General features: G+C 57.8%; 9 protein-coding genes. 7 read left to right on the forward strand and 2 right to left on the reverse strand.

The annotated features are described in order from the left end of the window. Positions 1 to 795 precede the first annotated feature (795 nt). Complete coding sequence (locus J3D46_RS14190; protein WP_253467794.1) at positions 796 to 1851, forward strand: C40 family peptidase; 1056 nt, start codon at positions 796 to 798, stop codon at positions 1849 to 1851. A gap of 1901 nt (positions 1852 to 3752) precedes the next feature. Here J3D46_RS14190 and J3D46_RS14195 read toward each other — a convergent pair. Beyond that, on the reverse strand, positions 3753 to 5291 hold the full coding sequence (locus J3D46_RS14195; protein ID WP_253467797.1) for a hypothetical protein: 1539 nt from the start codon (positions 5289 to 5291) through the stop codon (positions 3753 to 3755). A 791-nt stretch (positions 5292 to 6082) separates the two neighbouring features. On the opposite strand from J3D46_RS14195, the gene J3D46_RS14200 reads away from it, so the two are divergent. Both J3D46_RS14200 and J3D46_RS14205 read left to right on the forward strand, forming a co-directional pair. Continuing rightward, entirely contained in the window at positions 6083 to 6742 is a 660-nt protein-coding gene (locus J3D46_RS14200; protein WP_253467800.1) for a hypothetical protein, read from the forward strand. After that, entirely contained in the window at positions 6739 to 7314 is a 576-nt protein-coding gene (locus J3D46_RS14205; protein WP_253467803.1) for a hypothetical protein, read from the forward strand. Before J3D46_RS14200 ends, J3D46_RS14205 begins: the two co-directional genes overlap by 4 nt. Positions 7315 to 7443: 129 nt before the next feature. Here the strand turns inward: J3D46_RS14205 and J3D46_RS14210 are convergent, their stop codons facing one another. Next, on the reverse strand, positions 7444 to 9501 hold the full coding sequence (locus J3D46_RS14210; protein ID WP_253467805.1) for a P-loop NTPase fold protein: 2058 nt from the start codon (positions 9499 to 9501) through the stop codon (positions 7444 to 7446). A 707-nt stretch (positions 9502 to 10208) separates the two neighbouring features. On the opposite strand from J3D46_RS14210, the gene J3D46_RS14215 reads away from it, so the two are divergent. From J3D46_RS14215 to J3D46_RS14230, 4 genes are read left to right on the forward strand one after another with little or no spacing between them, the layout of a single operon-like run. Next, positions 10209 to 10496 (forward strand): hypothetical protein, encoded by a 288-nt coding sequence (locus J3D46_RS14215; protein ID WP_017197424.1) that lies wholly within the window; start codon positions 10209 to 10211, stop codon positions 10494 to 10496. 12 nt (positions 10497 to 10508) lie between these two features. Further along, a complete protein-coding gene (locus J3D46_RS14220; protein WP_253467808.1) occupies positions 10509 to 11924 on the forward strand; it encodes a type IV secretion system protein in 1416 nt (471 codons plus the stop codon). Beyond that, entirely contained in the window at positions 11917 to 13407 is a 1491-nt protein-coding gene (locus J3D46_RS14225) for an SCO6880 family protein (RefSeq protein WP_253467811.1), read from the forward strand. The genes J3D46_RS14220 and J3D46_RS14225 overlap by 8 nt, the downstream gene beginning before the upstream one ends. Beyond that, complete coding sequence (locus J3D46_RS14230; RefSeq protein ID WP_253467815.1) at positions 13404 to 14864, forward strand: ATP-binding protein; 1461 nt, start codon at positions 13404 to 13406, stop codon at positions 14862 to 14864. Before J3D46_RS14225 ends, J3D46_RS14230 begins: the two co-directional genes overlap by 4 nt. Positions 14865 to 14996 lie beyond the last annotated feature (132 nt).

The following is a 14996-nucleotide window of genomic DNA, read 5'->3' on the forward strand; positions in this document are numbered from 1 at the left end:
CGAGCTGAGCCATGAACAGGCTTAGGAGGCAAACGTGGTGGAATCCCTTTGGCACAGACGAACAACTCGTCGGTGGGTGTTTGGCCTAGCACTGGCGGCCATCCTGGGCGCCCTCATTCTCGTCCTGGTCGCACCGCGGGAGTCCCCGCCTACGAAAGGGACGGGCGTCCCAACTGCTGAATCTTTGACGCCGCGGGCTCTGCCGAGCATTCCGTTGACACCTACGCCGAAACCAACAAAGTCAGCATGGATCACTAAAGCACCAGTGCCCGTTCCGCCTAGGACGGCCGACTACAGGGCGCTTGCTTCTGCGGCCGCCGTTGCAATCTATACCTGGGATAGCCGGAGTTCGTCGTATTCGGACGTTTACGCCCGTATTCGGGACTGGTGGTCCGTTCTCCCCGATGGATCTAATCCCTTGGCTGTTCTTGTCCAGGAGTTTGAGGCAACGGGCATAAATGCGGGATCCTTCGCTTCGCTTGCTGGCCAAGGCGCCTACCGAGTAGCAACGTTCGAATCCATGGCATGTGACAACGAACTTGTGAAGGTTCGCGAACGTCCGGCTCCCTGGGCGGGGCTTCACGTTTGTACGGTTCGACTCAAGGTCGTTGACCAGACAGTCAGTAGCAGCAATTCATACACAGCGCCGGTCAGTGTCATGGCCAATTGTCCGCCGGCAGCGACCGCCCCGCCTGATCGATGCCAAATGGTCGGTTTCTATGCCTCGACTAGCCGGATCGTCTACTGATGCCGCATCCGGCTTTGGCAATGGCCCTAGTCAGGCGACGAACGCTCGTGCGGGTTGCAACCGCCGTCGTTCTCGTCATCGTGCTTTCTATGGGCGTTGTCGTCAGTGCCGTCGCTTTGGCCTTGAAGGGCGACAAGCCGGAATCACCTGTCGGCTGTGTGTCGAGCAGTGGCGCTGCCACACAAAGCGTCCTCGAGAACAGTGGATCTCGACCGGATGGTAAAGCCGTTGGACTCTCCGCCGGACAGATCGCTGTGGCGCAGGGGTACATTGCCGTCGGGAAGCAACTTGGCGTTCCACGGGAGGCGATGGTGATCGCCATCATGATGTCTCTGCAGGAGTCGACCCTCCGGATGCTCGCCAACGCGAATGTCCCTGCGTCATTTCAGTTTCCTCATGACGGGGTGGGAAGTGACCACGACTCAGTCGGTTCGGCCCAGCAGCGGCCAGCGGCTGGATGGGGAACGGTGGCAGAGCTGATGGATCTCTCTTACAACGCACGTGCATTTTATGGTGGGCCCTCTGGACCGAATCAAGGTAGTCCTCGAGGCTTGCTGGATGTGCCAGGCTGGTCGGCTATGAGCAAAGGGCAGGCAGCTCAGGCTGTCCAGGTTTCAGCGTTTCCAGAGCTTTATGCTCGATGGGAACCACAGGCGACAGCCATCGTTGACCTGCTCCAGGGTGTCACCACCGTCCCGACGTGCAGCGCAGGGGAGAACGGCCGGCCAGGGCCGGTTTCGGTAGAAGGCTTGCCCCAAATCCGACGAGACATCCTGCGCTTCACCCAAGCTGGTGTAGGTGGGAGCTATGTCTGGGGTGGAACAGCCTTCAAGGCTTGGGACTGCTCAGGATTTGTTCAATGGATTTACCGCCAAGTGGGGATCGAATTGCCGCGTGTGGAGCAGTGGCGAGTAGGACGAATGACCGATACGCCGCAAATCGGAGACCTTGTGGTGCAAAATCCTCAGGGCCCCTACAACTGGGGGCATGTAGGGATCTACGCTGGCGACGGAATGATGTATAGCGCGCTCAACCCGTCCGCCGGGACGTTACTGCACCCCATCGATTGGAATCCAGGTAGTGCCTATTTCAACCTCTTATAGACGTGGGCGAGCGAGACTGTCGGGGTTCGTGGTGTTGTCATTCAGCGCTAGAGATGGAGTGCATAGGGGCGCCAATTCGGAAGACTGCGAGCAACCGGCGGATTAGGGTTCCCGGAGCGGAGGATGGCTTCCCGCACCTCATGTTTTGCGTCAACTGCAGCGTGCTGCCACTCGGGTGCAAGTGGATCGCTGCCTGTGTAAATGAACCGGATATCACCGCTCATGGACATTCATCCTTCATCGAACCGGTCGGACGAGGGAGAGGGCCACTGGTACAGGTGAGTTTGCTCTTCGAAATGCATGCTACGAGTGCTCAGGAGGCCGGTATACCGAGTTCCAAACGGGAATCATGCATTTTTCGTCCTGCGAATGAGCGTATCCTCGGCCACTGGCCGTTGGCGCGGACTTTCAATTCGGCCGTCTCGCTGCAGGGCTGGCCACCGGCCACTAGACACCCGGGACAGGAATGGGAACCCTCAATGTCAGACCAGATTTCCTCCAGTCTGAGCTTTTCTTCTGGTGTGAGGTGCCTAGCACATGCGGTTTTTCGACCACGGCCCGGCCAATACACCGGTATAGCCAGACATGGGGTTCCGGCTTTTGTAGGACGGCCGCACTCTGCGTCTAGTTCACGGGCAGCTTCTGAAGCAAGCAGGTCCGCTAGCTGGGGGAGGTACCCTGGGTCATCTGACTTCGCAAGGTCAGCGAAGTACTGCAGCCACCGTGGACTGAGGTAGGGCTTCCAAGCGACGCCTCGTGCGCTCTTGGGTGATATCTGAGTGTTTTCCTCGATCATCCCTATGGCTTGATGCCACAGGATGAGTTCCTCCTCCAGTTGCCGAGACCGCCCAACGAGGTTGGCCATGACCTCGTCCATCTCAAGGCAGGATGAGGGGTCTTTCAAATAGCGGAGAGACTCTTCCTTATAGTCCAGGAGGGTTGAGAGCAGTTTGGCGCCGGCCCTGAGCATGCGCCGTTCGGCTGCAGCTTCGTAAGCTGGCTGGACAACGGTCGGAAGACCTTCCGTTGTGTCTGGTTGTCGGCCTAGTCCCTTCTGCGGGTGCTTTCCCATGTGTAACCAATCGCTGCGGGGTGGCTCTGGAACCACCCGAATCCGTCTCCCTCGACAGGAGCTGATGGTGAGCGTACAGCAACTTTTTGATAAAGAAAAGTGCAAAAGTATATATGCGACAGGCAACCCTGTGTATAATGCAAACTTTTGTTGGCTCAGTTCACGTTTGTTGGATCCCATAATGCCACTTGTCTTGGATCCCACTGCGCTCACAGAGGTGTAGGGTGTTGGGGTCCCTTCGGACCTTGCGGTAAGTGTGGTGGCGCTGACGCTGTCCTCGAATCGTCACGCGGGACGCGAGGTCGTCAGGGGTCAAAGCACTCGGAGACCCAACAAGCGCCCGAAAGAACGCCGCTGAACGGCCAGCCCTTCGACACCACGGGGGATAGCGGTGGGGCGGGTCTGGTCTGAGGTGCAGCGTGGCTAGAGGCTGTCGGCGTTGAAGTGGTCGTTAAACAGAATGTAGTTGCTCTCACTTCGGCCTCATGAAACTGCTCTACACCCCCAACGCCGCCGTTACAACCAGCCGCAGGGCGAGGGTCCGCAAAAACAGTCGGGGAGCAACAGGAGGGACAGAAAGCAGTAAGAACGGCTCCAGCCCTGGCACGAAATCCCGGAACCAAACGCGAGCCAACGGTATAGGGGCAGTCCTATGTGATGGAATATCTGCGGTTCCGGCATTGGCAGGGTCGGTCTCGTTCTCACAGGCAAGGCGAATGCGTTACTCGTCGTAAAGCCTTCAGGCCTCTGCCTTTATGCCATCGACATTGCCGACTGACTGGTTACTGCTTTGACCCAGGAAAAGAACTGCAGCATCGGACCGTATAGCTCAGCACTTGGGCGGAACCCAAAGGCAGTGCTCCCAACGGTCAATGCTCGCCGATGGAAGCACCAGATAACTAGGAACCCACTGGGGGTTTTGTGGAGGTGGGAGCCTGAGGGAGCGGACCTCTAGAGTAGTCACATCGAAATCGCTTTCGGTGAAAGTCTTGTCTAAATGAGACCGGGAAAACTCCGTAAGGTTGGGTGCATGAACTGCGCATGAGAGATTCCGTTCATCGTCGACCAAGTACCACCGCTCTGCTCCGTTTCCGAAACGCACGACGGCGGTGTAGCTCTTGTCGAAGTTGCCCGCTAGGGGTCCTGACCGAATGCGCTCAACCTCTGCCTTCCACCTGGAGAATATCTCACTCGCGTGGACCGGGATTTCGAGTGTCGCGACTTGCCTTTGCCAGGCATGAAACCGGCCTCGTTCCTCCAGCCCCTTGTTGCCTAGGAAAATTTCGGCACTCAGCGGGAACCGTCTGATGGACTTGGCAAGTTGATCGCCCACATGAGTCTCAAGCGCCGTGAGTGCCGTCATGGCTGACGTGATCTCCGCCTCAGTCGGCAATTTTCCTGCGTGCGCTACCGCGTTACGGAGATCCGCAATGTGACGTTGCCAATTGCCGAGTGGTCCTTCTCCGCCTCGGTCCCAGTCACCCTTTAGCTTGCCTGCCAGTTCATTGAGCAGTCGCTTGGAGATGTTGTCCCGTTCGCCAAGAACATCGGCCGTTTTGCTCAAATTGGCTGATTCTTCCCAGGACAGGAGAAGGAACAACTCAGTCAATAGCGTTTCGGCGGCGATTGCTACGAAGAGGCTTGCGGCGGCTGTACTGCCCACTGCATAGGACAGCATGGCTTCCTGCCGCATAAGCATGAAAGCCGTGAATACTTCGGCTCTTGCGGCTCTATTGTGTCGCAGCAGGTTTTGTAATTGATCCTGAGACAGTGTGGGCGTTGAAGCTGCCCGCAGTGCCGGTCCGCCGTCATTGACGTGGAGAAAGTCGGGTTGCCAGTTTTGAGATGCGAAGGGCCTAAGAATTATGGGGAGGAGTGGGGGGAGAAGCTTTCGGGTTAGCCTTCTCAGTGGAGTTTTGCTGATCAAGTGAAAATAGGTCTGAAAGTCATTGACGACGTCCAATGCGGTTTCAAACGCGTGCTCCAAAGGGTCCTTAGCATCTGGCTCAAGAACGCTGATTACCTCGACGGTGGTCTGGGCGACGGGCAATGCAGGGCTGTCGCTCGCGGACGTATCTGCAGGGGACACGCCTGATGCCCCAATGGATGAGTTCATTAGCTGCATTGCAGCGGCGAAAGGGGCAACGTCCATCAAAACCTCGCTTTGGTGAAAAATCATGATGCGGCGAGAGGCATAATCGACGTTACCTTCTGCGGGCAGGCGAAAACACGGTCCATCATCTGAGATTGGATCCCAGGCGTATCTCACGGCTAGCTCAGTAAGGTTTGGAACTCTAATGGGGTCTGGGAGCGGAATGAAAAAGTGAACGATGTCGGGTGATCCATGGATTCTCGCGGTATTAGACATGAGATCCTTAGTTGACTTGTCCGGACGCCCTGTGAGTGGGTGTCTCGTGCTTGATGTGCCCAGGCAATGGCCGACTTCAACAGGGTACCCGCAAATCTAACTGGTCTTCATCCCTCCCCCTACGGATGAACTCTGAACCTGACGCGGTTAGTTGGTGGATCCTCAGCAAGCTGATACCCAGATACTGCTTAGGCCGCATCTGGAGCCTCCTATGGTCGTCGCGCCTCTGAGGCGACGTAGTTCAGGGGATACAAGTGGGATCTTCTTCCTTGGTTCTCCGCGTCCTGATGGGGCCGAGTGAACTTTGGGCATCTCGTGCCAGCAGCCAGCCCATGTATTCCATTCATGCGATTTGGGCTGTCACTGAGTAAGAGAACGTCCTGCGGGTTGGATGGAGCGTTGAAATTCGCGTTTGTTTCTTTAGGTCGGGCGAGACGGATGTATTGGCAGGCGGCCTCCCGGCTGGTTCCGTTTCCCGGGGCTAGGGCGGATATGGGCCCAAGGGCGGCGAGGCCAACCTTGACGGTCCTACGGGCTGGTCAGTCCTTGAGGTGACCGGCCCGTCGGCCGGTCCGAGCTGAGACGGTTGCGAGGAACGTCGTTGCAGCGCGAATCGAGTGGCTTGCTCGTAGTCCATGTCAAAGGCTTCTTGCTCCGAAGGAAGGGTGCCCGGCGTTACCTGCGGGGGCCCGGGTTCTCGCCACCGCACAGAGAATTCCTTCGCTCGATCCCGACCGGGGAGGGCTGCAGGCGTCCTCAACTCGGATCTGTAAAGTATAGGCTTTCCAATCATGTATATGTTTGTGGTTATGTCTCCAGGGCCGGCACCTTCACCTTCGCCAAATGGCTGGGTGCAGCTTCCTGAGCCGGTTACTTTTCCAGCGTGGAATGACTGGGTGCAGTTCCCACAGTCACAATTGGCACTCGTCAGTTTGGGGATCGTTACGCTGGCGGCTGTCGCAGGCTGGATCTCGGCCGTCTCAGCTATTAGAAGTGCTAACACGGCCAAAAAGAATCTTGGCGTTGCCTCGGAATCGCTTCTCCTTAACCAATCGACGGCGGCGGCCGCCAATTTGAACTTGGAACCAGATTTCACAAATGCCATCGCCATCGGCCGTACTTATACGACCAACTACGTGTTCGATATTGAAGTCACTAATCCAGCTACAAGATCGAACACTGTCAAAAAGGCCCCGCTTACTCTGATTTTGGACGATGGGGCGGAACGCTCTTTCGACCCCAAACCACTTCCTCGAGAGGTGAAGTCTAAAGCGGCACTGCAATTACCACTAGAGCTCCCTGCCGCCGCTCACAAGGCCGGAACGCTAAACTACGAAGTTTCGACGAACTTCCTCAGAGGCAGGCTCATCCGCAGATTCCGGATTGACCTCACCGATGCCGCGGGTCGGAAGACGCCGCTTGAAACTATTCAGGTCGAGGTGCAGCGGTGAAGCACAAAGGGGACCAGGTAGAGGTATCAGGTTCTCCACTGAACATTCTTGATGACGGAGTCATTTGGTCGTCTGATGTCATGCAAGGCCGGGGCATCCCGGTTCTCATCGTTGACGCCAGGGAGCGCCCTGACATCCAAGACTTGTTTAGTCTTCAGCAAGACCTTGGCCGGTACGGCAACGTTGGTCATGCTTGGGCGCGAGGAACGGGGAGCGTCCTCCGAATCTTTTTGAGCCTTGAGTTCATCGACCCAGTGGCCACACAGGTGGTCGTGGAATTTGACCTAGCTAAACAGCAAATCCTCATTGACTTCATCCTCAAAGCAGAGTGTTTCTTTCTGCAAGCAGGTAAGCCAGGCGATCGCAGCTCCGACGACATGCCGCGAATCTTGGTGGAAGTGTTGGGCTCTGGGGAGTTCGAAAAGGTTTGGGTCGACCTACGCCAGCGACTGACCGAGGGCCAGTTTCGCGCAAAAGGCATCTCTCGCTCCAAGCGGAAACAACTGGCCGCATCTGAACTCAAGCGCAGGGATGAACTAGTTGCCCTGCGCATGAAGGGACAAAAGGGCTAGGGCACGTCTCCTAAATGTGGTGTCCGTTGTCCGCAATACTGGATGGGACCGGACTTGATGACCCGCACGGGCGAGCTCTCGTTGTATCCGGCAACGCGGCGCTCGTCGGGGCGTTTCCGTCTGAGCAACTTAACCTTCCCAGTCATTAGGCCGGTACCCAGCGACATAGCGCATCGCGAGCTCCAGTAGCTCCTTGTCGTCTGAAGTGAGCGAACTGGTGTCAATGCCGTTGATTGCCTCAGCGAGGGCAACCTCCGATCCGTAGAGTTCAATGAGGACGTTCCACGCTAGGGTTGGGGTCCGGCGCACAGCCCTGGATCCCATTGACTGACCAAGGCTCTCCGACCTGGCACTCCTTAGCAGGGCTAGAGCAAAAGCATCGCCTTGCCGATTGCTGAGAGGCGGCAACTCGCGGTCAAGGCGCTTCGGCAAGAACAGGAGTTGCAGCAATTCCACTTCGCCGATGAGATCTTCAGTCGGGCATTGTGATACTTCTTTCGCCAGTGCCGCCCCGAGTTCCGCTGCAACTTCCTCGCCGACAAGCTCATGGCCGACGTTTTCCCAGTGGCCAATCATGCTAAGGAACTGCCACTTGGCACTAAGAGTCTTGAGTTGCTTCAGGATTTCTCTTGCGGCGGATTCTCGTTCGTCCTCGGACTCTAGAACTTTCATTAAGCGGAGACATGCCCTCGTGACGACCATTGCCGCCCCAAGATCAAAGAACTGACGGGGGCGGACTGGTAGGTCAGGGTACAAGTTGAGCAGGGCCGCCGAAGCGGGGACGACGGCGGCAGCAGGAAAGTCATCTTCAAAGGCGGTCAGTGACGAAATGACGCTCTCTTGCTCAGCAGGGGGGACGTCGCGTAGATAGGCATCAAGTGCGTTCCCGTCCTTGAACATACTGAAAGCCACTTCCGCCCGCTCGAATGACGTTAGGTTCGTAGAGCCCGACCTTTCTAAATAGAGATTGAGGATGTCGGAGTGAGCAACTACCCGTTTTCTTAACAAGGCACCTGACCAGCTTGATCCATAGCTAGGGCTTCCCAAATGGCTGGCAGCAGCTGGAAACAATCTACGAATCAGTGATTCTGCTGCATCCGTATCAGGCTTAGCTTGAGCCACGAAAGATTCAATCTCGGTCCTGTCTTGGGTAGCTAAGTCTTGGCCTTGATAGGACCTGATTGAAGTAAGAGCAGATCGGATTAGAGCAAGTTTTGCCATGAGGTCAGGTCGGAAAACCCGAATTGCCTCTAAGGCAAGAATGTCGACAAGCTCGACTCTTTCTTTTAAGGCAGCGACTGCCAAGTGAGATGAAGAGGCGTAGCGCCTAACGTCTCGCATATTTCTTACAAAAGGTAATATTACTTCCGAAAAAACATCAGCCCACTTTTCCGTATCAAAAAGGCTTACTCCTCCAACGTCATCGAGCACCTGCTGAAGGGCGTCGGCGACTTGTTGCTGAAGCACGCTGACGGGTATCGCCGGAAGATCAAAGCTGGTCTGCACAATCTTCTCCAGGTAGTCGCGGCCTGGCATGCCAGTTTGCGAGAGTGCCTCTTCGACGCGGAAGCGATCGTATGCAAGTACATAGACGACTCTTGGGAAGTTTGCAGTCAACCGGACCAGTTTGAAAAGATCTTGCACTTCGGTGCTCGTGAGCCTGTCTATGTCATCGATGAAGACCAGAACGGGCACGTCGAGTTCACTAAGGGCATTGCTCAGCTTCGTTTTTTCTGTCAGCACGCTGCCTTTTGATTTATCTAACAGCTGCTTGGTGGCCCCGGTGAGATCCTTGAAGTGCTTGAAGGCGGGCCCAGCGAAGGGAATCCATGAGAACGGCACAAGGAGACTGCTGTAATTGTCGAGCGAACTAACGATTTTGTTGAATCGGCCGTCGTTCTTCAAACTGAGCTGGGCAGATAGCTCACGGAAGAAGATTTCAACTAAGTGGTTAGTGCCTTGGAACATCCAGGGGTTGAAATCGATGACAATTCGTTCTGTGCCCATAGACTCCTTCAGTAGTGACAAGAAGGAGGTCTTACCAGAACCCCATGGCCCGTTGAGTGCCAGAACATGTCCATGCTCAGCCGGTAGCACACGAAGAAATTCTTTCAGTTCCTCCGCGAGTTTGTATCGACCGAGGAGATCCTCTGACTTACCGCTGATTGGATTGTCGCTGACCGGCACTGTGCACTCATTTCCCCGTAGTTCTTTACTCTGTTGTAGTTGACCGTGGCTCACCTCAGAGGAACCATGCATCAGTTGTCCGAACTCTATCCGTTCGTCGGTCCAACTGTCGCTCCGAAAGTGAAGTATCGGCGTACCGTAACGGACCTCCCTAAATGCTCGCGGTTATGAATGGGAGTCGACACCCGTTATTTCGCGTATGAGCGGCGCGCGAGGACCAGAGAATGATGGATTGGGAGCACGCCTATGACTAAGCGCCTCTTGCACACACGTTCGGACGGCAATGGGCTTGGCGCGTAGCTGCCGATAACGGCGAGATGATCACAGTCGACGGCAACCAGCGTTAGGAAATGGGGACGACGCTCGATCCATGGCGGATCGCATCATCGCTGGTGCCGACGCAGACAATCTCACCCAGAGGCCAATGCAATATCTGTCTATCTAGAAAGGTCCTTCCGGTGCCCCAAGTTGAGTGTGGGTCCACGAGGGGCATTTCTTTGGCAACATCTGCCCTTTTTAAAGGCGGGGATGCTGCCTCTGTTCGATGACCAAATTACTGCCCCAGACTGCTGTCAAAACTGCGGTCTGACCTACTGCGCGGTTGGACGTCGGCCGGGCAAAAATCATGTCGTCGCCGCGCTCTACATCCATGAAGTTGTGAGCTCAATCAGCTCATTCCATTGGAAGACGACTGGATGGAGCATCAGATGGTACTGGCAGCGGTGGATCCTGGGATCACGCCAAACGCGAACTTTCCTTTCCTTGAATCACTCAAGCAGATCGGCGGCGGCATCCTCGTCGGCGCCTTCATCGTCATCGCCATCGTGGCAATTATCGGCGCTGCGATGCTGTTGGCCGGCAAACTGAGCCAATCCTCGCGGCTTGCCTCAGGCGGCGGAGTGATACTCCTGTGGACCGGCCCTGTGGCAGCCATTCTCGGCGGCATCAATGGTTACATACTCTGGTCTCAGACGGCCTTTCCGTTGGGCTTCTAGCCGCTGGCGATCATGCCTATCGAGTGTGACCTCAACGGTTGGTGGCCGCCGGGTTGCGGACTGGTTTCCCAAGCCAACGACGGCGTCCAAGGCTCCATCACTTCAATCTTCGCCAACGTCCTTCAGAACATCGCCTCGTGGATGTGGGGGTTCATCACCGGGGCCTTCAGCGTTTCCGAGGTCGACGATTCGCAGTGGGCGGCCATCGGCGGACTGACCAATTGGTGGGTCATTGTGATGATGACTCCCTTGGTGGTTGTGATGATCCTTCAACTCCTCTCCGGACTGATCAGCCAGCAACCACGCCGACTGATTAGGGCGCTGGTCGGGGGAGCAGCTGCGGTGCCTTTGGTTGCCGCGGCGGTCTACCTTGTCCAACAGCTCACGCGAGTAACGGACTCTGCTTCGACCGCTCTCTTGGAGTCGATCGGAACCGATCCTTACGTCGTGTTCATGCGGCTCTTCGGCTTCGAACGCGCTCCCGAAGGCTCCGAGCGCGAATGGAACGTCATCTCCTTGGCGCCGGGCAATCAAGGTGGAGCCGTGGGCGGTGCGATAGTGACCGTGATGGCCGTCATCGTCGTGTGGATTCTGGCGTTCATCCTCATGTGCTCCATGATCTTCAGGACGTTCGCCCTCGCCGTCCTCGCGGCTGTCGCACCGGTCGCCCTCATGATGATGCCCTGGGAGAAGTCAAAGGCCTGGGCCGGGCGGTGGTGCGAAGTCGTCGTCGCGCTCTTGCTGGCGAAACCGCTGGCGGCGACAGTTCTTGCAGCGGCGATCAAGCTGTTTGCAGATTCGACGTCGTTTTCAGGGTTGGCAGCCGGCACTGTCGGTATGGTTCTCGCCTGCGGAGCACCACTAATGGCATTGAGGTTGGTGAGCTTTGCGGGTGGCGAACTCGCAGCAGCGGCTCAAACGGCTGGCGGCGGCCACATTCTTGCTCGAAGCAGCAGCGTTGCGTCCAGGCAGTTCAGCCGACAACTCGGAGGCATGACGATTGCCTCAATGTTGGGCAGGTTATCACTTGCTCGACCAATTCCCTCAAGTCGCAGAGACATCCCCACGCGCGTGTTGCCACCTTCACTACCCCTGCCGCGTAGCCTGGCGAGCACGACGCCGATACTCACACCAGGTGAAAACGCTTCGGCATCGTATGGAGCAAACTCTGCCCGCGGAGGCGCCGCAAGGCAGGACGACGTGGTGAGTGGAGAAGTCGTCACCGAGCAGAGCAAGCAAGCTTCGTCTGCGACGCCCTCGCCGATAGCCCGGAACCCGGCCGCCGGACCGTCAAAGTCAAACCGCCCAAGGACTCCTCGGCAGCCCGAAGTGCGAAGTCCCGGCAGCGCGCTGCCCAAATCACAATTGCCGCCCATCAGGCCCAAGGCTCCTGAGGGGCACTTCCCTCCGGAGAAACCCCATGACTGACGATTCCCGCGCCCTTGAGGCCGTCAAATTTCCCCGATACGAGCGCCGTGGCATTTTTATGGGGTTGAAGTGGTACCAGCTCGTGTTGCTGGCCCTCGGCATTCTGACGGCGATCATCGCCTCTGCAACGGGAGGTCCGGGCGGACTGACGACGATTAGTCCCATCTGGCTGCTGCTCATGCTGATGGGAGTGCTGCAACACGCTCGAATCCCTTATCCCATCTGGGTCAGCCTCATCACGCTGTTCTTCGTTCGACTGATTTTGGGGCAGACCCGCTACCTCGCCCGCCCCGAGAAGGCGCTGAAAGCGGGAAAGCTTGCGCTGCCAGGAGGACTCGGCAGCCTCAAACTCCAGATGACGAGCCGTGGAGAGTGCTTCATCGTCGACCCGCAGGGCAAGGAGGCAACTGTTGTCTTGCGCTGCACTACCAGATCGTTCGCTCTCCTCGACGACGATGACAAAGCGTGGGCGGCCCAGGCTTGGTCACGTGTGCAGGCCGGACTGGCCCAGCGATCGGACATAGCAAGAATCTCCGTGCAGGACTACACGGTTCCGTATCCGTCGTCAGCCCTTCAGGATTTCTACGACCACACGATCGTGAAAAATGGCGGCCGACTTGGTGGCGATTCGTGGGGCGAGTTGGCCTATCAGGACCTGATAGCTGCAGCCGGATCCGCCATGAGCCACGACGTCTTGTTGTCCGTCGTGGTGGATAGGGCCAAGTCGAGGCGGCGCATCAAGGAGTCTGGCGGAGGGATAGCCGGACTCGAGCGTGTTCTGCGGTTGGAGGTGCAAGCTATCACGACATCCCTGGCAACTCATGGAGTGCGGGTGGACGAGTGGCTTTCAGAGTCCCGACTGCTCGAAGTGTTCAGGGGTTCCTTTGATCCTGAGACGGTCTCCCGGGGGTCGGTGAAGAATGACAGCGATCCGCAGTCCGCCCAGCCAACCGGACAGCGGCGGCTTAGTTCGAGCCCCATGGCCGTAGAGGAGCACTGGACGTATCTCCGAACGGACTCCGGATTCCATCAGACCTTCTGGGTTGCCGAATGGCCGCGGCAAAAGGTGTATCCCGGATTCCTGCACCCGCTAGTTTATGTCGGAGACTTCCGGCACACGGTCACGCAGGTGATTCGCGCGGTTCCAACTCTGGAGGCGTTGCGGGACATCCGATCGGCACAGGAGGCTCATGAAACCCGTCGCAGGATCAATGCCCGGTTCGACCGACCCACCACGCGGGAGCAGCGAGCCGAGGAGGAAGAAGTATCGCAACGGGAAGAAGAGATCGTTGCTGGCCACGGCGATGTCCGTCCGACCGCCTTCGTGACAATAACCGCAGCGTCCTTGGAGGACCTGGCCCGGCACCGCCACGAACTTGAGTCCGCAGCGGCCGGCGCGTTCGTTGAACTTCGATTGCTCGCCGGGCAGCAGTGGGCGGCGTTCATTGCGGGCGGACTCCCTCTGGGAAGGGGACTGCGATGAGCCTCAAGAGCCAAGAGGTGACCTATACGCCGTCGGGCACTCGCGCCGAACGCAAGAGCCTCAGAAGGGCGACAACCGCTGAATCATTGCCGCAAAAGCGCAGACTGGGACAGCGGATCGACGAAGCCTTGGAACGGCGCGGGCACCGCGAGCGCCTTGCCGGCGACTGGGGGAGCAGGGAACCCCAGTCCCTATGGGGACCGCACAGGCTGCGGCCGGCACCTCACCGGGCCTCCACCATGACGTTCGCGGCGGCATACCCCTTCATCACGGAGTCAGGACTTGGCCACGAGGGAACGTACATAGGAACTGACGTCTTTGGTTCGGGAGCCTTTTCCTACGATCCGTGGATCCTGTACGACAAGGGAATCATCAGCGGTCCTTCTATCGTCGTGATTGGCACAGTGGGCACCGGTAAGTCCATGTGTGGGAAGTCGTTGGTTGCCCGTTCCATAACGTTGGGACGGAAAGCGGCTGTTGCATCGGATCCCAAAGGCGAATGGGTTGCCGTGGCAAGGGCTGTGGGCGGCAAGGTCATTTCCGTCGGTCCTGGGCGAACGGCTCGCGTGAATCCTCTGGATGCAGGTCCACGGCCGAGTTCATTGTCCGACACGCAGTGGAAGGCTGTCGTCCGGCAGCGGCGCCGGCAATTGATAGTGGCTCTGGTGTCGCTTATGCGTCAGGGCACTCCGTTGCATCCGGTTGAGCACACCGCTCTGGACATGGCTCTCATGGAGACCACCGCCGAAAATTCGACGCCGACCCTGCCTATGGTGCTGGACCACCTTTTGAGTCCTTCCGCGGAAACGCTCGCCCTGGTTGGCAAGGACGGCGGAGCAGCGGTCAGCCACTCGCTGCGGCGCACAGTCTCCGGTGACTTGGAAGGCATGTTCGATGCGCCATCCACGGTCGCCTTCGATGCTGACGCACCAATGATGGTTATGGACACGTCTGCGCTCATCGGCGCTTCCGAGCAGGCGTTGTCCCTCGCCGCGGCCTGCAGCGCCACCTGGCTGGAAGCTGCAGTGACAAACCCCGACGGCGGCAAGCGGCTTGTGGTGTACGACGAGGGTTGGCGGATGCTCGCCGATCCCTACATGTTGGCCAAGATGAGCGAGCAATGGCGCCTTGCGCGAACGTACGGGATTGCGAACCTCCTCATCATGCATAAGGTGGCTGACCTCAATGAGATCGGAGACAGCACTAGTGGTCACCGTCAGAAGGCGCTAGGCCTGCTGACGGAAGCGGATACCCGCATCATCTATCGCCAGAAGCATGATGCCATGCGGCTTACCAAAGAAGCCCTGGGTCTGACCGAAGCTGAGTGCGAGCATGTTGAGAACCTGCCCAAGGGCGTCGGGCTCTGGAAGGTCGGAAACCGCTCGTTCATCGTCGCTAATCGCGTGACCACAGACGAACTGGAAGTCTTTGGCACCGATGACCGGATGCACCTGTGAGGACGAGATCGGGGAGCAGCAGCCCTCTGGTCTCCGTCGGGCTCTGGGCGTTAACCGGCTACATGGCTTTTTGCGTGTTGGTCCAGGCAGCCGCTCAGCTTGCTGGCGCGGGGCGCTGTGGCGGTAGGCCGC

This window comes from Paenarthrobacter sp. A20, from assembly GCF_024168825.1.
Taxonomy (GTDB): Bacteria; Actinomycetota; Actinomycetes; order Actinomycetales; family Micrococcaceae; genus Arthrobacter.